This is a genomic window from Haloarcula sp. CBA1115, assembly GCF_000827835.1.
GTDB classification, from domain to species: domain Archaea; phylum Halobacteriota; class Halobacteria; order Halobacteriales; family Haloarculaceae; genus Haloarcula; species Haloarcula hispanica.
The window spans coordinates 49,404-67,163 of sequence record NZ_CP010531.1; the positions used below are offsets into that span (position 1 = coordinate 49,404).

The window sequence follows — 17,760 nt, forward strand, 5'->3', positions numbered from 1 at the left end:
TTCGGTTCGATAAACGAGGAGAATTAGATCCAAAGCAATCCTGATAAACTTGCTTCCTAAACTGGGGGATATGGGCCCCTACGACCATCGCACTCAAGAGGCGTGGAAAGAACTGAACAAGAAGTTTGGCACCTGCCCGAACTGTGGCACGGAACCTTTTGAGGGATATTCAGCCTTGAAATCCTACTCATCACCAATTACGGTGCTCGGTGCAGTTCTTGCAGCACTCACAACAAATAATATCATTTCAATAATCCCTGCTACTTCCAAGGCTATTGATTTTGGAGATTATATTCGACGAGCATTCAACTCGGAGTCAACATCTTGGGCACGGATTAGCGAAGCTGTCGTAGGTGGTAGTGCTGACATCTCCAATGTCAAAATTCTAGGTGGGAAGTTTATATGCAATTCTTGTGAAGAAATATGGCATCCAGATGAAGTGGAAATGAGTTTGACGGAACTCGGGCTTACAGCATACAAATATTGACTGAATTTACATTCACGACTATCTCCTACGACAGGGAGAGTATTTTTAGTCGTTAATTTGGTGCATATCGTCGAGACGGTGCTGAACCCGGTCGTGGAGCCGCTGGGCGGCCCCGTCAGTGAGATTCGATTCAGTATCTACCTCGATGCCAGGAATATCGACGACGTCTTCGAGCGCGTCGCTGAGCGTCTGCTGATTAGCCGTCAGAACACGTTCCTCGGGTTCGTCGGTTTGCCGATCGTGTTCCTTCATCGCCAGTTGAATCATCATCGCCGGTTTTCGAAGCAGTTCACCAGCGACCTCGAGGTACTCCTGGTGGGTATTCGATGCCCAGGAGCCCTCGTATTCGTCGAGGAGTGCAATTAACAGAGAGAGCTGGAGGTTGTAAACGGTTGGTCGCGACGATGGAGACGCCAGCGTCGTGGCCCGGTCTGCAGCGGCCTCGGCATATCTGTTGGCGACGCCCCAGTAGCGGTAGCAGGTGGCCGCATCGAACGGAAGCTCGCCGAAGTCGTAAGCGATGGCCCGTGTTTTGCGAATCGCCAGATCGACCTTCACCAAGCGATCGGCGATGTCGTCGTAGATCGCCTTCCACCACTCGTTGATCGGAACTCTGTCGTTCGCCCGTTCGTGGTCGGCGTCGGTGGCCCGGCCGTAGTGACGACGAGTGTACCGCTTGCCCGTGTCAGGGACGATAGTCCCGGTCTCGGGGAAGTAGAGGATGGGTTTCGCCCATAGCGTCTGCGTCCCCCGGAAATCGTAGCCAGTCTCGAATCCACCGTAGACGACGAGGTCTAACTCGTGTGCCCCAGAGACGGTGGTAACACCGTCAGCATCCTCCTCTATCTCGGGGTCTTCACTTGGTGTGACGGTGTGTTCGAGACCGGGACAGACGACAAACATCTTGAGGAGACCACCCCAGTCCCGGTAGCTTGCCCAGCCGAATGCCTCAGTATCACCGCGCTGCTGGAGTGCTCCCACGATTGGGAGGTACGCCTCTTGTGGATTGATGATGGAGTACCGATCAGAGGCGATCTGCCAACGGAACTTTACATCGAACCCGAGTGCGCAGAGCGCTTTGCGTCGTTCGTCGACGATATCCTGATGATCGCGAACACGAACCAACGGGTCGGATGACGCGTCCGTGGCAATCTCCGAGAGTGACTGACCTGTCGATGTCTCCAGCGTATCGATATCTAGCCCATCGACGTTGCGGAGAGCTTCGATGTCGATGGTCCCGTCGACACCGACGAACTCGTTTGTGGCCCAGAGTTTACCCGAACTCGCTTGGGGGAGGACGCTGAGAACGTCTTTCAGGGATCGAGGATTCGGATCGAGACACCCCGTTTCTGGTGAAACAGCGTCTGGATACGCAGCGTCGTCTGCCGGCGTCAACCCTGCAAATGCGTGCGTTACTTCCTGATCTAGGAGGTCGAGGACCGACATGGATGCAGCGACGGATTGGTGGTTATCCTCGTCTGACTGGGAGCTCGACGTGGAGTGCTCTCGCTCGCGGCTCGCTTCTGACTGTGTATCTGTGGACATGGCGAATCAGATGGGAAACAATCGAGACAGCGTCACCTGCCGCTCTTCATGTTCCCCGTCGACCAATTAGAACCTGATAAATGGGGTTTTAGACGAACTCATTCCTCTTCAATCGAGTACGCAATAACCTGCATCAATTGTCCCTGCTCAAGATTCAATGCTGACCTTTCGGCCTCTGGAATGGAGATCTCACCATCGTTCCCAAGCACAGCTTTGTATACTGCCTGTTGGTCAGGGTTAACCTGAAATTCTGACCCTGTTATTCCTATTTGTGGAGCTGACCCAGAGCTCCCTTTTTCAGGATTACTACCCATATTTGAAAGTCGATTTACAATCTCTGATGCATATTTACCGGGATACCAACCTGGTTCGGTTCCTTCGCGATCGAGAATTTCAGATTCGGCAAGTTGGGTTACTGTATTGAGGGCCTGTTCGAAGCTACCTGCAGAGGATCCAGTATATTCCTCATGGATTTGATGTACGAATTCGTGAAGTTCATCCGAGATCTGAGGACGCTTCGCCATAGAATAGCAAAACAACCCTGTACACTTATTTGTTCTCATGATGTACATCGTATGTACACATGGTTGAGCGCCACCAAGCAGACGATTTTGAGGGTCAGTTTGTATTGCCTCTCCCTATCAGAGGAACTCTTGAACAAGGTCAATACAATCGGCCGGTCGCTGAGTTTGAAGGGTCTTGGACTGTACTGAAACGGTCAAAGAAGGGTATTTGGCCCAATGCAATTGTCGATGAGGAAAAGAACGAATTCGTTCTATCGACTTACCCAGTCAATCATAATGTGAATGAAGTCGATATTGTAAGAGATGCTGATTTTGGAATGTTTTTTGTTGTAGACACTATCCAATATGATGCTTACAATTGGATTGATGAAGACCGATATGAGAAATTTTCATTGGACGAGTTTAACGTGAGGGAAGATTTCGCGGCAGATGGCACTCCAGTATTAGTCTCAGGAAATCCAGAGAGTGAATATGGTCGTGCAGTGGCTCTCTGGCGACCGCCGACACAGACATTAGAGGATATGCTTCATAGGACTCCATTTGACCATCCAAAAACACTCTTAGAAGGTGCTAACGCCGTTGGTCGGCGTCTTCAACTGAATCGAGGAGATATTCCGAGCAGGTTGTCTTCAAACGAGACGAGAACATCATCAGGAAACCCGGAAAAAGCAAAGGAACTCCATAAGAAGTTTTTTGAGAATAAATAGGAGTATTATTACCGAGGCAATATTCTGTCGAACGGTTAATCAGCAGTCTGCTTTGTGTTCTCATCGACTTCGCTTTTCCCAAGTAACGTCTCTTGCTCGTCGTCGTAGCGTAGGATGTACTCCTCACCGCCGAACCAGCGAATGAGCGTTGGCCGAAGATGTCGGATGCTCTCCTCGGTTGATTCACCGATGTGATCGACAGTTCTGAGCGTCGTGGCGTAGCAGGCCCAAGCCGCGAACTCGCCCATCGTCTCAAACTCATCAGCGATGACCAGCTTTGCGGCAGCGGAAGTCAGTCGGCCATGTGTCGAGAGCCATTGCTTCGACAGTGATTCGGAAGCAGGGTCACGGTTCCCCAATCGGATTTCCTGAAGTCAATGCAGGTTCCCTCTGGTGTCTCCCTTCTTCCAGAGGACCTCGTCGTATCGTCGGACCAGAGCAAGTTCGTCAGCGTAACTGATCGAGTCCAGATCGACCGTTTGGATGTCGATGTCATCCGGTTGTGGGGCGGTGTTGTCGGGGTAATCTCTGTGAAGGTACTGTTCACGAAAGCTTGACTCGCGGAGGTCCTGCAGACGAATCGACCATTCATCACCGCTCAGCTCGCGTCTGACGAAGTTCTCTGCGAACAGGTGATAGTCATCGATTGCGACTTCAACCCCGAGAGCGGACGCGAGCAGGGCGATAGCGAGTTGGCAAGCGCGTTCTGGAGTCGCATCCGGACCCCAATCGAACCCGCCCGGTGACACTGAATGTACCATCAGGTGTTTGTCGAGGAGATCGTCGCCGGCGTAGACGAGACAGCCCCCAAGTGTGCGTTCTCCTCGATATCGCCGTGCTCGGTACTTCGACTGTGAGTAGCTAGTTTTCATAGTGCGTGGAAAAACCACCTGGGAGCGGTTACGTCTCGATACGGGGAGCCAGCATCCGAGTCATCGACCCTGCATCATCGTCGAGGTCGTACGAGAGCATGATGGGGAACTCACTCCCGAAGTCAACTGTGACGCTAGCCCCCTTGGGGATTGTTCGGACGATCTTTTTCATGTAGTCGAGGCTGAACAGCGACGAAGCTTCAGCGAACGTGGCCTGGTCGAGCTTCTCCTCATCGAGTTGGAAGTCGACAGTGTCGGTATCACCTTCTGCCTCGATTCTGAGGACCTCTTCGTCAGCGTCCATCCGGAATCCGACGTGATCGGCAACAAGGTCTGCAGCTTTGACTCCTTGCTGGAGGACGTCGCGGTCGAGCGTAGCGCTCGCTGGGAGTTCCAGCTCAGGAAGCGTCGGCTCTGCCCTGATAGTCGCTGGATCGAGGCAAGCCATTCGGAACTCGATGCCGTCGACGAAGACGACCAGCTTGCGTGTCTCTCTATCGAGGCTGAACTGGACGAGATCGTCCTTCTTTGCGAGGTTCACGGGATCGGCGAAGCGGTCCAGGTCGAGACCGAGGACACCCGGAGTAGCATCGTACGACTCGAATGCCGAAGTATTCAGAGTGAGATCGTCCATCGCGACGTTGGCGGGATCGACTGCACGGACGCGGATCCCGGATTCGTCGATCTTGAATCGGGCTTCGTCGACGTTTGCGCGAAGTGCCTTGAGAATGGTCTTGAGAGGACTTGCCCGGATGGTTGCTCGAAACGTCGACGGCGGCTCTGAGGGTATCTCATCCGTCGCTTCCTCTCCATCAGTATCGACATCTGCCTCTGGTCCTTCCTCTGTCCCGGATGCGAGATCTCGGGCTTGCTCCAGCCAGTCTGCAGCCTGTTCCACGCTGACGTTTGCAAACTCCGCGATTGTCTCGGAGTCAGCGGTTTCGAGAGCCTCGATCGTTGAGATTCCTTGTTCGTGCAGACGGGCCGCTTGTTCCGTATCGAGACCAGATATGTCGACGACATCCGGTAGTTGTTCCGAGGGTTCCGCGCCAGTCTTGGGCCGTTCAGATGCATCTGAACGGTTGTTCTCAGGCTGTTCGTTGTCAGAGCGGTCTGTGGATGTTTCTATACTCATAGGATTCTATGGCACGATAGAGCGAAAGCACGAGTTCAGACGGACGGTCGTGGGGTCAACTCGCCTTTCCCTCAGTCTCTTTAGAGATGATAAATCTCGACTCAGGAGTACCGGCCGAGATACGGCTCACGACGCGAGAAGTACAACGAGCGATCTGGAGTTACTGAAGTCGGATAGCAGTCTCCTCACGCTCTAAGATCTGCTTATCGACTAAGCGAGCAATCGCATCGTCAACAGCATCCGCTTGATCGTCGGAAAGTGCTCTCACGTTTGAGAGGACGCGGTCTCGAATGTTCTCCACATCGGTCACTCCATCATCGACCGCACCCAAGACCGTGTACTCAACCTCGAACTCTGTCGCGAACGCTGCGATACGAGAGGTAAACGTATTCGGAAGGCCAGACAGCGAATTGACTGCCATCTCGATGGTGAACAGTGGATGAGATCGGTCGCGGATGTGTCGTTCCTCAGTCGAACCAGTGTTGAACGGCCGCTGTTCGTCGATTTCGGTCAGAATGGATTCGTAGTCGAGGCCACGCTGGGCGTACTTCCGCATGTCCTCGATGTCGCGCCGGCGGCCACTCGCCAGATCACCACCCGAGACCGCTTTCAACAAGAACATATCCTCGTCTGAGAGGATGAATGCGGTCGCGTAATCGCCGGTCCAGAATTCCTCGGCCCGGTCATGCATTCGCTCGGTGATCCATACCTTCCCGACGACCTGCCGCTCGAAGAGATCGATCTGAAACCCACGGTCTTCGTGATGGAGTTCGACAGTTTTTCCGACCCCTTCGAACGACTCTGTCGGCTCGTCAACCACCACGAACCCTTGTGCCTGAAGCGCCTGGTAGACGTGCTCGAACTCGGAAACGACACCCAGCGCAAGGTCGATGTCCTCGGTCTGATCTTTCAGCCCGCGAACCGTCATCGCCGAGCCGCCGAGGAGATACACGTCTACGGGTTCCGAAAGCCAGCTGTCAAACTCTTCGAGGAACGCTCTGATCGCATCTCCACCTTTAAACACAGTCATGAGACACCGTATTGCTCTTTGAGAGCGATAAATTCTGATTCACTCGGGAGGAAGACCGGGAGGTCCTCAGCAACCTCGAACTCTCCGTGAAGGGGTCGGTACATCGCAGCCACCGTTGTCTCCAGATCGTACCACGTTGCCGTTTCTATGAGGGTCTCCTGATCGATATCCAGTTTCTCGATCAGCAGCATCGAATAACTGACGCGGCGAGAGCCACTATCGAGGACGAGGGTGTGACACACCACCTCCGAGGGCGTGAGTTCTTCATCCGGAGCGTACCAGAATGCGGGTTCACCGGCGAGGAAGAACTGCAAGCCGTACTCCTGGAATCGTGCGAGTCCAGTCACCCGCCAGTCAACAGCCGACTCTAGCGCCGTCGTATCCTCCGACGTCTGGACGCGAACGAGTGCTCGCTTTGGGTCGCACCACTCGACAGTCGCACTCGGAGCGAGTTCCCGAGCTCGCGAACGATGTTCGTGGGTCACGACTTCTCGTGCGAACCGTAGCAGTGGCGAGAGGTCATCGGTCAACGCATAATCGGGTCCGGACGGTGACAGCATTGCACGGTGCTTGAGCGGTGACAACGCGTTGTGGACGCCCTGCCTAGTGATGTCGAGTCGGTCTGCGATCTCAGTCGCTCGACGTGGTTCGTCGAGATACCAGCACACCCGTAGCGTCGCTGGTGAGAGTATCTCAGTCCAGTCGACGTGTCCGAGCTTTGAACGGAGGTCTCGATACGACTCGACGACTGGATGGTCAGTCACCCGGACAAGACGCCGGTTCTTCGAACCACGGGCTTCGGTGAGCAACCCGTCTTCGAGCAACTCATCGAGGACGTCGTAGATATGGTCCTGCGAATACTCGGTCTCGGTCGCGAGTTCGTCTGGCGTCGCCTCGCGGCCAGCGCTAAGCGCGTCTAGCAGTGCAAGGCTGGCCTTCGTCAGCATCTCTGTAAATAATAGAGCCGATTCATATAAATATGTTTCTTGATTTCTGTTTACAGACTGCTTGTGACGTCTGCCCACCTGCGGACGAGGTCCTGCTACATCGAAACCGGTGGAAGCCAATCACAGGACGTACAGAACGCTTCGTATACAGCCAGTGTTTCGTCGAACTCCCAACTCCCATCGTCACGGAAGAGTACGCCTGCTCGAACGATAGCGTGAACCGCCCCGCGACCACAGTTGGGGCATTCGTCACCAGGAGCCCATCCCGCCCGCTCGAAATCGATCGTCAACTCTGCGACAGTGACGACGGCCGACGACCGTTCACCGCAAGAAGTCATCCGTGTACCTCCAATCCAGACTCCTCTTCGTGTTCGAGCATCGATTGGAGTTTCTTCCATTGCTCACGGAGCGTCATAGCGGAGACACTCGCGAGCTCGGCGAGACTCGTTTGGGTGACGTTCTCGTCAGCCTCACGAGCGGCCTCGTAGATGCAGGCAGCGGCAACGCCGGTTGGTCGACAGCCGTTCCCGAGACCGACTTCGGACGCTTCTCGGGCCAACTCCAGGGCGCGTTGGCGCACTTCTCGTGAGAGATCGAGGTCCGATGCGAATCGTGGGACATACTGAACGGGAGCCATCGGAACGGCCGGGAGATTCAGTTCGTGATTCAACACGCTGTACGCGTTGCTGACCCGCTCTCTGGAGACAGTCGACACCTCTCCGACCTCGTCGATTGTCCGAGGGAGTCCCGAACATCGACAGGCTGCATACACGCCGGCAGCCGCCATTGCTTCAATCGAGCGACCACGGATGAGGTCCTCGGTCGCAGCAGTCCGATAGAGGACGCACGCCTGCGTACAGATGCTCTCAGGAAGGTCGAGCGAACCGACGATCCGCCGGACTTCCGAGAGCCCATGTGCAAGGTTCTGCTCAGCTTTCCCTTCGAACTGGGCTTGGCGGTCCCATCGCCGAAGCCGGTGCAGTTTCCGACGTTTCGCAGCCGGAAGTTGCTGCCCTCGTGCATCGCGATACCGGCCGATCTCTGCAGAGATGCCCCAGTCGTGGCGTGAATTCGTCACTGGCCCACCAACGCGACGTCGCTCTTCGGCGTCATATGGCGTCCATTCAGGCCCGTAGTCGATACAATCCTCGTCGACGACGAGCCCACACTCAGGACAGTACCTCTCGGTACCGTCTCGTCTGAGCTTGACCACAGAGCACTCGGGGCACTGATCGATCGTAGAGAGCCGGTCGTGAGTCTCAGCACTGTTCCTCTCAGGCTGTTCAGTGTGCTTGGTCGCGACGCTGGATGAATCTGTAGACATAGTTGATCGATTGGAACTCTGGAAGCGGATTACTCGAAGTCGGGGCCAGTCAGGTTGGGCGGAAGTTCCGGGTCGAATTCACGGTGGAATGCCCGGAGAACCTGATTCTGCCAAGCTGCGTATTCGCCAGGAGCCGAGGCTTCGAACCGTTTCACACCGAGATCGTATTTTCGCGCAAACGCTTCGAGATCGACTGCTTCGATACTCGTGATCGCGTCTGTCGTGGGATCTGGAGCAGCGACTGCAGGAAGTGGTCGTTCCACCCACGCATCGAAGCACCCATCCACGGAGCTGATCACGAGGACGCCGTCGGTTGCTCCAACGAACAGGCTGGTCGAAATTCGAGCGAGATTTCGGTACAGATCCGACGGAACAACCAGGAGTAGGTTCTCGGAATCCACTGAGGATAGGTGGCCGTGTCCTCCAGACCGACCGTCGGTTCTCCATCGGTTCTCCGTGTCGAGCCAGCCTCCATGTCGTAACTTGTCGAGTGCGGCATCGAGGAACGTCTGGCTCCGGTACTGGATGTACCCGACTACGGTCGCATAGAAGCTCATCGAGCCTCCGCGGACAACTCCGGAGTCAGTGAGTCCAAAGTACACGACCCACACCGATTTGTCGAAGATAAAATCCGGATAGAAGGCTCAGTAGTGGACATCAGCGGGAACCACCCAGAACTCGTCATCACTGTTGTGATCGAGATGCTGTTCGACCGCTGACCGAGAGCGAAGGCCAGCACCGTGTTGGTCGTAGATCCAGACAGACGGCCCGGCGAACTGGCCGAGTCGATAACAATCGAACCGAGTAAGGTCGACGTCGTCCATCACGGACTCACAATCGAGAGACTCGAGTTTCACTCGTAGCTTGTCGAGTGTCCCACGGAACCACGCTTCTTGTGTCTCGACGGCGTCTTCGAGGAGTTGTCTCCCCGTCTCTGACTGCAGGGGCAGCGCTGGATCGAGGCCATCGTAGCGGGGATGGTCTCGATACCGAGCCGTCGATTCATCTAGGGTTTTGTAGTAGTCGAACGCCGTCGACACTCCGTCACCGATTCCAATCATTCGGTCGAGTGCGTACCGAGCTGTACTAATTGCCTCTGAGCTATCGACCGCCGGAACGAGAACTCTGATGAGCATGTGCATTTCCTATTCCTCACCCCTTTCGGGGTCGATAAAATCAGGAAAAGGATGCACTTGGACTATTTCACTATGAAGAGACACCAGCCTGTCGTTTGAACAGCAATCGAAGTGTGGGGGGAATGTGGGTATTCCTTCGAAAAAACCGATACCAGTAGCTCAATTGGCGATATACCTATGCTCCGCTACGCAGTGTAGAATGTGAGGCTGACTAGAGCCTCACGAATGGAATGTAGGTATTCCAATGAACAGTAGCAACACTGAGGATAAGAACCTATCGGCGACGATAGCGGCGACGAAACAGACGAACGAAGGACATGGGACCGCAACGACGCGGACTGAAGACGGTCGCTCTCCCTACTTCCGGACCTACCGGGAGGACAAGGAGCAGCGCCGCTCCACCACTGACCCCACGACGAGAACTCGGCTGGTCGCAAGACTGGCAGGACTCCTCTGGGCGCTCATGGACGCCCCATCCGACGCTGACTCCCGAACCGACCCCGAGGTCGCAACGGACAAGCACAAAGACGGTGACGTCTACACTGAGCGGACGGCAGCGAAGACTGACTTCGGGACGCGTGCAGAACCCGTTGATGGACTGTACGGGTACACGTCTGATGGCTACCCCATCGTCCCAGAACGAGGACAGCTCATGAGAGCCCGAACGAACGCGAACGGCCAGCCCGCTGACGCGCTCATCGAGCCCGATTCAGCAGGCGATCTCGCATCGTGGCACCCTGGTAACGCCAGCTCAAAATTCGTCGATCCGACCGGCGAACAAGTCGTTGGTGTCGCCAGTGGTCTCGACGAATCCGCCGGCCGCACGACTGCACACACGCCGTCGACGCCCACTTCGAAGGCTGTCGACCACCGAGTGACGACCACTGGCCGCCACTCGAACTCGGCCGCACACGGTTCGGCCGAAAGCCGACTGCAAGCGTACGACCGACCGGACGACGCAGAGACCCACGACCAAGCTGAGCGGATGGAGACAACCACGGGACTCGAGACCGCCGATCTGGAGGTCTTGCTCCCCGATGGCGAATACGTTCGTCTCGGTGACCTGGTCACGGAACCCGAGCAGTTCGCAGGCAGCTCTCTGGAGTCCATCGAGCGATCACTCGCATTGGAGGCCGAGAAACGGAAAGTCACGGATGGCATCTGCCACCCTGGCGAGCTGAGCGACGACGTCGAGCTAGTCGGTCACGCGAAGTGGCTGAACAAACGCTTCGACGAACTCGCAGCGACCCGGCTCACTGCGGCTGAACTCGCCGAGGCCAGAGAGAAACGAGCGAAACAGGCGAAAAAGGACCGCCTTCGCCCGTTGCTCGAGCTGGACCCCGACGAACACGAGGAAGTCTGTGCGATGGCGCACCGACTCCTGAGTGACGACTTCGAGAAGGTCTACGAGGTGCGCAAGAGTCCGCTGACGCTCGCACTCGCGCTCGCAAAGCGTGTCAACCGCGGCGTCGAGCCGACGAATGCGCTGCTCAGACAGGCCGAAGACGAAGCGAACGATCCCCAGAACGTCCAGAAAATCGGCAACGTCCGATATATGTCGACTGCACAGACGAAGGGAAGGTTCTCCACGCAGGGTCGTGTTTCGATCCTCTTCGAGAACACTCACCCCGGAATCAAGCAGGCCGGCGTCCTTCAGGACGAGACCGGGACGATTCGTTTCGCAATCTGGAAGAAGTCTGAATGGGACGAGACGCGCCCGACGCCAGACCCGACGGACTTCGGTGGCCGCACGCTCATCCGATCACACCGGTTCCCCGAACTGACGGTCGGTGACCTCGTGCGTGTCGAGAACGTCCACAAGGGCTGGTACGGGAACGAAGCAACGTTCGAGACTCGACGCGATAGCGAAATCACGATCCTCGAACAGGCGCCTGGCGATTCAGACGACGAATCAGCGTCGACGCACCATCAGACCGAATCCGTAGAGTCACGACGAACGAGACCACACCGGAAATCGAAGCCCTCAATCAGCGGAACAGCCGTGCCGAGGAATCCAATCGCGTACTGGCGAGGATCCGAAAGCTGGGTGTTCCCGATCGCGGACTGGATGCCCGACTGGTGGCTCGCGCAGGATGATGTCGAAGTAGTTGCGCAGAATCGTTCGACTGCGTCGGAGACAGCGACGAAACAGCAGGTGACGAGAACGACGTAGAACCAAGTAGCACAAAAAGTCTCTCCGAGACTTAGAATCCTAACCCCTTTTCCCATTGCCGAATGTTCAGCACACCAAGATTATTCTCCCCTGAATCAGTACACCTCACCAATGTCATCTGCGGAACGTGTGCTGGAGGAAGAAGAAACGCTCGTCGTCGAAATGGAGGTCGAACACCGGCGTCAGTTTGGCTCGGTTCAGATTGGCAGTGTCTTGTTCACCGATCGTCGCGCTGTTTTCTCGTACCAGTCGAACGGTGCTTGGACTCAATTCGGTGAAGCAGACCTCTCAGCGGAACCTTTCGCCCAGTACGTTGACGGCGAACTGCGCGCAGTTTTCATCCCAGCGACGGACAGCGATGCAATTCTTCAGCTCCAATCCGACTATATTGAGGAAGTCGAGTCGGTAACCGGTTTATCGAGCGCGATGAGTGTTCTTGGAGAGGCAAGCCGTGATCCACCAGTTGACCCCGCTGAATGCACTTGCGATCGCATGTCCTCAAACAAGGTTCTGGTTGAAAACGAAAATATGGAACTCGGTGAGGACTTCGATGAGGAAGAGTTCCGCTTCGTCTCATGTGAAGACTGTTTCCGAATTTACGGCCGATATCGGCATGGGAAGAAAGCCTCACTGAACAAGTTGTTCTCTGCGGACTGGCTCTTTGGTGGTGACCTTTCGTACGAATCCATAGTAGACTTCGACAACGAGGATGCATACGCGATACATCATACCCCTAGCGGCCCTGTTCGCGTCCAAGACGCACTTCTTGTCCTGTCACACATCGGTTCTCGGTCCGAAGAGGTTGTGAGTACCTACAAGCACGATTACCAACACGCACTGTGCTACGTGTTGGACGACACGGTGGTTGGATATCTTACTTGGGAACCTCACGAACGAGGTCCGATACTGTCGCAGTTGTATATCAGGGAGGAGTACAGAGGACAGGGACTCGCTGCCGATCTCGTTTCTGGTTGGTATGAGAACGTCTGCGGTTCAGAGCACTACTTCGCAGATGAGCCGACATCTGGAGGAAAAGCTGTCCTCTCCTCAATAGGACACCTTGATAGAGCCTCCGGACCAGCACGCGAAGTTCATAATCTGACCCCCCTCGCGTTTGGGTAGAGGTGCTTCACTCTCCGAGTTCGAGGCACTTTAGAAGATCAAAGAACAGCCGTTACCCCACGACAAAAGGGAAATAGGATTTGTGGGGTAACAAGAGAGCCGACATCGGCTTTCTCTTCACTCCAGCGAGAGAACAAAGCAATACGAGCAATTACTGTTCCCAACAATCTCGACAGAATACGGCTCCTTCCATGTCCACTGGCGGCCGGCGTGGAGTGACGACCTCCCGCACCGAAACGGTCTCCTCACAGTTATCACAAGCAACTGTGGGATCGATAGCGGTGCCATCAGGCAACCACCATGGCGGGTCATTGGCGTCGACAGTCTCGGGGTCAAGTGTCCACGAAGGGATCTCATCGTCCTCGTAGGAGAGTCGCTGACCGAGTTCTTGAACGCCCTCGGAAGTGATGTACATCCGGCCGAAGGCGTATCCCCAATAGTCGATCCGGAACTCGTCGCCACCCTGTTCGATGACAGCGATAAAGTCGACGCCGTCACTGATGACGGACGGCTCCGTATGATTATATCGAAGGTGGACACCCGGAGGGTCCCGCTCAAATTCCCGCTCGTCGATCTCGGTCTCCTCAATGATGTACTCCTCAGGGACGAGCATAGACGGAGTTCGGAAAGAGCTTCCATATAACTGAGGGGAAAATGGAAGAAATAGATTCTGAACGACCGCGTCTATACTTCGGTGTCGTGAGAGTTGCCGTCCTCAATAGCGACGACGGCCTCTCGGAGGTCATCGAGGCTTTCACCGTATTCCTCCTGTGCCTGAGCACCGAACGGGGCCTCTTCAGCCTCGAACGCCCCAATCCGGCCACTGGTCTGAGCCGCCGCTTCAGCAACCCACGCTTCCCGAGTCGACTCATCAACCTCGGTGATCGACTCTGGCTCGATGGCGACGTTGACCCGATCTCCCGACTCGTAGGTCCGAAGCTTGCCGACGATAGCGACGTAGGTGGGCGTCTCCGCAGCTCGGAGCGCTGCCATCGCTTCAGGCTGGTACTGGCCGGCGTAGACGTAGACAGGGGAGCTAGCTGCGAACACCTTCCCCTGCCAGTACTCCGAATCGTTACCGACGTCAGCCGTCTCAGTAAGCGTCCCGACGACGAACACCCGGTTGATGCCGATCCCAGTTGGCGTCAGGCCGTACACAGGAGCGCGCTCTTCGTCGGATTCTTGGAACGTGTGCGTAGTCGCGTTGAGCTCCTCAGCGAACAGCCGCGTCGCTGGCTGGCGCTGGGTGAGCGCGGGTACGACTGCATCTGCATCCAGCCCAGCCGACACAGCGTCGGTCTCTTCAGCCTCATCTACGAGGAAGTACGTCCCGAAGACGCTACCAGTGAGCCGGAACCTGCGACCCAGGAGCTGCTCGCTGATCTCGTCGGCGACGACATCGGTCGAGAGTGCATCCATCGCCATTGTCGTCGCATCGTCCAACGAGATGCTGGTGACTGCTTCCGTGGCTTCCTCGTTGAACAGCACGCTGACCGACCGCTCGCCGTCGTCGAGGATCGCCTTGATCCGAAGGTCGAAGTCGCCGTCACGCTGTCCGTGTTCGGCACACCGGCCGTTCCGGAGAACGCGAGTGCAGTCGCCCTGCCCACAGCGCTTGATGAGGCCCGAACCTTCCTGGACGTCGACGACGCTCCCGACGACTTCGATCGTGCCGTCGCTGACCTCGATGGACTGGTCTGTCTCGCTGATCGAGGTAGCGGAGTTGCAACTCACCGAGAACCGGCCCTGGTACTCGTCGGTGACGACGCTCTCGAATTTGTAGGTGCCACCCTCTTCGAGTTCGGGCAGGTCGGCACTGGCCCACGCGACGAACTTGAGTCGGCCAGACTCGTCGCCCAGCAGTCCGACCTGGGCGATCTTGTCGCTCCGGGGCTCCCACAGTTCGACGACTTCGGCGACGACGTCGACCCACTTGTCGGCCTCATCGATGCTGTTGAGCATCGTCCGAGCAGCCTTCTGGGGACGTCCGCCGTAGCCAGCCAGTTTGGCGAGGTCGTCAGTGAGATCGTCGCGGTCGAGGTCGGCATCGGTACACGCCTTCCGAACGACGGTTCGAACAGCCTCGTCCATCGGAACTCGATAGGCGCACATCCGCTCCAATTGGTCCTCGATATCGCGCTGGTTAAGGACGAACGTCGGGTCACTTCCGCCGGTAACTCGGGATTCGTCGAACGCCGCAAATGCGTCGCTAATGGTCTGGATACGATCCTGCAGGTCAGGGGCAACAGTACTGGACATCGTTGTTCTCCGAGGAGGAACTGGAGTAAGCGTTCGAGACACACCGATTCGCTATCAGAGTGTGTTTTCGTCGCTCCCTCTCTGATTCTCCTCATCCCCTTGGGTATGATAAATCCCAGAATCAGTCGCCAGCAGGCCACGGAGAAGGTTAGATGAATGGAAGTACAAAATTCACCACGGCCCAGAGGATAGCCAAGTAAAGGAAAAACAGTAGAGAAATCATCTGGAAGCCTCGCACCGTGAAGTCCCAGATGCCGCTAGCGGTCAACCCTTTAGATTGGGTTGGATGGTGGTCCACGTCCAGATCGTCCGGGAGTGCGTCCATCACGCCGTCTGCATGGGCATGGCCGACGATTGCCAAAACCGAATCGTTCGTTTCTAAGGCCTCCTGAATTTTATTGGCCATTAGTTCGTCCCGGTTTCTCTCCCCCCGGTTGAACCGAGTGTTGTATATTCGAATCGTCAACACCGGGATACCGAAACTGGCCAATAGGAGGGAAGCACCCTGGACTGGACCCCAAATTAGGCCGACCACCACGCTACTTGGAAGCATGATGAAGTAGAGGAAAGCTGAAAACCATCTGACCAACCGGGGAGCGTTCCGAAGGACTTCAGCATCGCTTTCCCGAGTGAAGTACAGATCTGCATCCTGGTACTTGGCGAATTCGACCAAGCTTTCTTTCGAAATGTAGAGCGGGCCCATCACGTAGAACATCCCGCCTATCGCCTGCTGGAACCATCCCTCGGTGATGCCCCATTCGGGGTTATTTTCGCTCCCTTCCATAACCAACGACTCAATCCCATCCCGCATCAGTTCCAGTTCCTCTTCGTAGTCCTCTCGACTGGCATGGTTTTCTGCTTTCAGTACCAACTGCTTCTGGTCCTTTTTCGCCCCTCTCTTTCCGGAGCTCAATGCTTCTGTTTTTCCACTCATTCTCGCTTCGAACCGGAATACAACCTGCTACACTATTTATATAGATTATTGTTGAGATGCGAATGTATTGCGGCCCCACAGTATCGATTGTGAGGGGGGCGGTATTCTATTGGTGGTTGCACAATAAACCCAATCTGACATGGGGAAGGGCGATAGTCCGGGAAGACCTCCCGATAAGAGCGATGAGGAGATCGTGGCCACTGTGAAGGCACTAATTGAAACCACCGATAGTCCGGCTATTGAACGGAAAGTCATCCAGGAGGAACTAGGGTATTCAGAGCAAGCAATGCGAGATCGGTTGAGGTCATTAGTTGACGATGGGAGAATAGGTCGATACGACGCGAGTGGGGCACATATTTTCTGGGTCCCAAAAGATCAAGACACGGGAGGAGAAGCGGATTCTCCAGAAATAATCACGAACATCGACTCCATCAAATCGGAGGACATTTCGACAGAAAAAGCTCGGGAGTTCGCTTCAGCAAAACTTCCAGACTACCAACCAAGGACAATCTACCGTAGTGTTCATGATATCGGCGACAAGCTCCTCCGATGGGGGATGGTCGTATTCTCTGTTGGAATAATGTTACTGCTCACACAAACTGCATTATCGGACTTTATTCCTTCAGTCGCCCAAGCTCAGGTCGTACTAGTAGGATTTGGTCTAGTTGCCTTCGGCGGACTTCTTCAGGCGGCTTCATTCTTGGGAGAAAAACTGTCCGAGCGTGGTGTTGAATTTCTCCCGTGAGACTGTAAGTGCATATAGCGCACATCAGATCCGGCACGTCCTCGGTCTTGAGACTAACCGGGAGCTTGGCTCGGTCCTCGTAGCAGGCGACAAGTGCGTCAGTGATGGTCTGTACACGGTCCTGCAGGTCGAGGCAACAGAGCTAGACATCGTTGTTCTCCAAGGAGGAATCAGAGTACAAGCGCAGGCACACCGATACGCTATCACGGTGTTTGTCGCCGCTCACGCTCTCGTTCTTCTCATCTCCTTGGAAATGGTAAGTCCCAGAATCAGTCGCTAGCAGGCCACCGAGCCGGAGATCAGTCTGGGAGAATCGGTTCTATCGAGTTTCTTTGGCCTGCTCGCTCACTCACCCGTCCCGGCGGTAAAATGTGTACTCCTCGCGATCAATGACCACCGTTGGGTCGACGCCGGTTCCATCGACAGCGTCGACGAATTGCTTGGGGTTAATTCTCACAACCTCCGCTGGATCAACGCAGGCGTCCTCGAGCATCTCTAGGGCAGCCGCATTGTCCGTCACAGTTGGCCGCTCGCCCTCCAGTCTTTGCACGCCGGCCACGCTATCTCCAACGTCCACTTCCTCATCTAACGCAGGTTCAACCACCTGCTTTCGTGCTTCTTCAGCCACTTTCTCCAGACGGATAAGCGCGTTCCGCATCTTAGCAAGTGCCTTGGCGTTGGTCGTGTCTATGCCGCGATCAGCCACCGACTCAGCGTAGCGGGCCGCGTCTTGAAGCGTCCCAGGGTCAGGGCGTACCATCGTATCTGGACCGTTGGTGGAAGTCAAGTGTATAGCTTTCTGCAATCTTGGCCACTAAAG

The 17,760-nt window shown here is 55.7% G+C and carries 19 protein-coding genes and 1 pseudogene; 5 read left to right on the forward strand and 15 right to left on the reverse strand.

Annotated elements, in window-relative coordinates:
- The first annotated feature begins 70 nt into the window (after positions 1 to 70).
- Entirely contained in the window at positions 71 to 487 is a 417-nt protein-coding gene (locus tag SG26_RS21275; protein ID WP_154020817.1) for a hypothetical protein, read from the forward strand.
- A gap of 45 nt (positions 488 to 532) precedes the next feature.
- On the opposite strand, the gene SG26_RS18960 is transcribed toward SG26_RS21275, so the two are convergent.
- Together SG26_RS18960 and SG26_RS21280 are read right to left on the reverse strand one after the other, a co-directional pair.
- The gene (locus tag SG26_RS18960; RefSeq protein WP_050038500.1) at positions 533 to 2,032 is read right to left on the reverse strand and encodes a hypothetical protein; all 1,500 of its coding nucleotides are present in this window, start codon (positions 2,030 to 2,032) and stop codon (positions 533 to 535) included.
- Positions 2,033 to 2,130: 98 nt separating this feature from the next.
- Entirely contained in the window at positions 2,131 to 2,556 is a 426-nt protein-coding gene (locus tag SG26_RS21280) for a hypothetical protein (protein ID WP_154020818.1), read from the reverse strand.
- Positions 2,557 to 2,615: 59 nt separating this feature from the next.
- On the opposite strand from SG26_RS21280, the gene SG26_RS21285 reads away from it, so the two are divergent.
- On the forward strand, positions 2,616 to 3,263 hold the full coding sequence (locus SG26_RS21285) for a hypothetical protein (RefSeq protein WP_154020819.1): 648 nt from the start codon (positions 2,616 to 2,618) through the stop codon (positions 3,261 to 3,263).
- Between the two features lie 35 nt (positions 3,264 to 3,298).
- Here the strand turns inward: SG26_RS21285 and SG26_RS18965 are convergent, their stop codons facing one another.
- The 9 genes and pseudogenes from SG26_RS18965 to SG26_RS19000 all read right to left on the reverse strand — a co-directional run bounded on the left by SG26_RS18965 (position 3,299) and on the right by SG26_RS19000 (position 9,632).
- Positions 3,299 to 3,511 (reverse strand): hypothetical protein, encoded by a 213-nt coding sequence (locus SG26_RS18965; RefSeq protein ID WP_050038501.1) that lies wholly within the window; start codon positions 3,509 to 3,511, stop codon positions 3,299 to 3,301.
- 126 nt (positions 3,512 to 3,637) lie between these two features.
- Positions 3,638 to 4,135 (reverse strand): DUF6166 domain-containing protein, encoded by a 498-nt coding sequence (locus SG26_RS18970; RefSeq protein WP_079980871.1) that lies wholly within the window; start codon positions 4,133 to 4,135, stop codon positions 3,638 to 3,640.
- Positions 4,136 to 4,163: 28 nt separating this feature from the next.
- A complete protein-coding gene (locus SG26_RS18975) occupies positions 4,164 to 5,270 on the reverse strand; it encodes a DNA polymerase sliding clamp (RefSeq protein ID WP_050038502.1) in 1,107 nt (368 codons plus the stop codon).
- Between the two features lie 160 nt (positions 5,271 to 5,430).
- The gene (locus SG26_RS18980; RefSeq protein WP_050038503.1) at positions 5,431 to 6,300 is read right to left on the reverse strand and encodes a hypothetical protein; all 870 of its coding nucleotides are present in this window, start codon (positions 6,298 to 6,300) and stop codon (positions 5,431 to 5,433) included.
- Entirely contained in the window at positions 6,297 to 7,247 is a 951-nt protein-coding gene (locus SG26_RS18985; protein ID WP_050038504.1) for a helix-turn-helix transcriptional regulator, read from the reverse strand. Before SG26_RS18985 ends, SG26_RS18980 begins: the two co-directional genes overlap by 4 nt.
- Before the next feature lie 334 nt (positions 7,248 to 7,581).
- The gene (locus SG26_RS18990) at positions 7,582 to 8,325 is read right to left on the reverse strand and encodes a transcription initiation factor IIB family protein (RefSeq protein WP_255355562.1); all 744 of its coding nucleotides are present in this window, start codon (positions 8,323 to 8,325) and stop codon (positions 7,582 to 7,584) included.
- A 93-nt stretch (positions 8,326 to 8,418) separates the two neighbouring features.
- Positions 8,419 to 8,571 (reverse strand): annotated as a pseudogene (locus SG26_RS22050) (transcription initiation factor IIB family protein); the annotation flags it as partial.
- 29 nt (positions 8,572 to 8,600) lie between these two features.
- Entirely contained in the window at positions 8,601 to 9,128 is a 528-nt protein-coding gene (locus SG26_RS18995) for a hypothetical protein (protein ID WP_154020820.1), read from the reverse strand.
- Between the two features lie 87 nt (positions 9,129 to 9,215).
- Positions 9,216 to 9,632 carry a hypothetical protein gene (locus tag SG26_RS19000; RefSeq protein ID WP_154020853.1) on the reverse strand — a complete coding sequence of 139 codons (417 nt, stop codon included), beginning with the start codon at positions 9,630 to 9,632 and terminating at the stop codon, positions 9,216 to 9,218.
- 319 nt (positions 9,633 to 9,951) lie between these two features.
- Between SG26_RS19000 and SG26_RS19005 the strand changes: the two genes are divergently transcribed.
- Both SG26_RS19005 and SG26_RS19010 read left to right on the forward strand, forming a co-directional pair.
- Positions 9,952 to 11,880: a hypothetical protein gene (locus SG26_RS19005; RefSeq protein WP_050038508.1), complete on the forward strand. Its 1,929-nt coding sequence runs from the start codon at positions 9,952 to 9,954 to the stop codon at positions 11,878 to 11,880.
- A gap of 111 nt (positions 11,881 to 11,991) precedes the next feature.
- On the forward strand, positions 11,992 to 13,002 hold the full coding sequence (locus SG26_RS19010) for a GNAT family N-acetyltransferase (RefSeq protein ID WP_050038509.1): 1,011 nt from the start codon (positions 11,992 to 11,994) through the stop codon (positions 13,000 to 13,002).
- A 151-nt stretch (positions 13,003 to 13,153) separates the two neighbouring features.
- Here SG26_RS19010 and SG26_RS19015 read toward each other — a convergent pair whose 3' ends face one another.
- From SG26_RS19015 to SG26_RS19025, 3 genes are all read right to left on the reverse strand, one after another.
- Entirely contained in the window at positions 13,154 to 13,615 is a 462-nt protein-coding gene (locus SG26_RS19015; RefSeq protein WP_050038510.1) for a hypothetical protein, read from the reverse strand.
- Positions 13,616 to 13,686: 71 nt separating this feature from the next.
- Complete coding sequence (locus SG26_RS22235; RefSeq protein ID WP_369804317.1) at positions 13,687 to 15,261, reverse strand: hypothetical protein; 1,575 nt, start codon at positions 15,259 to 15,261, stop codon at positions 13,687 to 13,689.
- Between the two features lie 148 nt (positions 15,262 to 15,409).
- A complete protein-coding gene (locus SG26_RS19025; RefSeq protein WP_050038511.1) occupies positions 15,410 to 16,195 on the reverse strand; it encodes a hypothetical protein in 786 nt (261 codons plus the stop codon).
- Between the two features lie 139 nt (positions 16,196 to 16,334).
- Between SG26_RS19025 and SG26_RS19030 the strand changes: the two genes are divergently transcribed.
- Positions 16,335 to 16,940, forward strand: a complete 606-nt coding sequence (locus SG26_RS19030) for a hypothetical protein (protein WP_050038512.1) — start codon at positions 16,335 to 16,337, stop codon at positions 16,938 to 16,940.
- Between the two features lie 349 nt (positions 16,941 to 17,289).
- On the opposite strand, the gene SG26_RS19040 is transcribed toward SG26_RS19030, so the two are convergent.
- Positions 17,290 to 17,700 carry a hypothetical protein gene (locus tag SG26_RS19040; protein WP_050038514.1) on the reverse strand — a complete coding sequence of 137 codons (411 nt, stop codon included), beginning with the start codon at positions 17,698 to 17,700 and terminating at the stop codon, positions 17,290 to 17,292.
- Between the last annotated feature and the right edge of the window lie 60 nt (positions 17,701 to 17,760).

Coding starts and splice junctions, on each gene's coding strand:
- SG26_RS21275 (WP_154020817.1), top strand. CDS start 71: ATGGGCCCCTACGACCATCGCACTCAAGAGGCGTGGAAAGAACTGAAC.
- SG26_RS18960 (WP_050038500.1), bottom strand. CDS start 2,032: ATGTCCACAGATACACAGTCAGAAGCGAGCCGCGAGCGAGAGCACTCC.
- SG26_RS21280 (WP_154020818.1), bottom strand. CDS start 2,556: ATGGCGAAGCGTCCTCAGATCTCGGATGAACTTCACGAATTCGTACAT.
- SG26_RS21285 (WP_154020819.1), top strand. CDS start 2,616: ATGGTTGAGCGCCACCAAGCAGACGATTTTGAGGGTCAGTTTGTATTG.
- SG26_RS18965 (WP_050038501.1), bottom strand. CDS start 3,511: ATGGGCGAGTTCGCGGCTTGGGCCTGCTACGCCACGACGCTCAGAACT.
- SG26_RS18970 (WP_079980871.1), bottom strand. CDS start 4,135: ATGAAAACTAGCTACTCACAGTCGAAGTACCGAGCACGGCGATATCGA.
- SG26_RS18975 (WP_050038502.1), bottom strand. CDS start 5,270: ATGAGTATAGAAACATCCACAGACCGCTCTGACAACGAACAGCCTGAG.
- SG26_RS18980 (WP_050038503.1), bottom strand. CDS start 6,300: ATGACTGTGTTTAAAGGTGGAGATGCGATCAGAGCGTTCCTCGAAGAG.
- SG26_RS18985 (WP_050038504.1), bottom strand. CDS start 7,247: ATGCTGACGAAGGCCAGCCTTGCACTGCTAGACGCGCTTAGCGCTGGC.
- SG26_RS18995 (WP_154020820.1), bottom strand. CDS start 9,128: ATGAGCTTCTATGCGACCGTAGTCGGGTACATCCAGTACCGGAGCCAG.
- SG26_RS19000 (WP_154020853.1), bottom strand. CDS start 9,632: ATGATTGGAATCGGTGACGGAGTGTCGACGGCGTTCGACTACTACAAA.
- SG26_RS19005 (WP_050038508.1), top strand. CDS start 9,952: ATGAACAGTAGCAACACTGAGGATAAGAACCTATCGGCGACGATAGCG.
- SG26_RS19010 (WP_050038509.1), top strand. CDS start 11,992: ATGTCATCTGCGGAACGTGTGCTGGAGGAAGAAGAAACGCTCGTCGTC.
- SG26_RS19015 (WP_050038510.1), bottom strand. CDS start 13,615: ATGCTCGTCCCTGAGGAGTACATCATTGAGGAGACCGAGATCGACGAG.
- SG26_RS22235 (WP_369804317.1), bottom strand. CDS start 15,261: ATGTCCAGTACTGTTGCCCCTGACCTGCAGGATCGTATCCAGACCATT.
- SG26_RS19025 (WP_050038511.1), bottom strand. CDS start 16,195: ATGAGTGGAAAAACAGAAGCATTGAGCTCCGGAAAGAGAGGGGCGAAA.
- SG26_RS19030 (WP_050038512.1), top strand. CDS start 16,335: ATGGGGAAGGGCGATAGTCCGGGAAGACCTCCCGATAAGAGCGATGAG.
- SG26_RS19040 (WP_050038514.1), bottom strand. CDS start 17,700: ATGGTACGCCCTGACCCTGGGACGCTTCAAGACGCGGCCCGCTACGCT.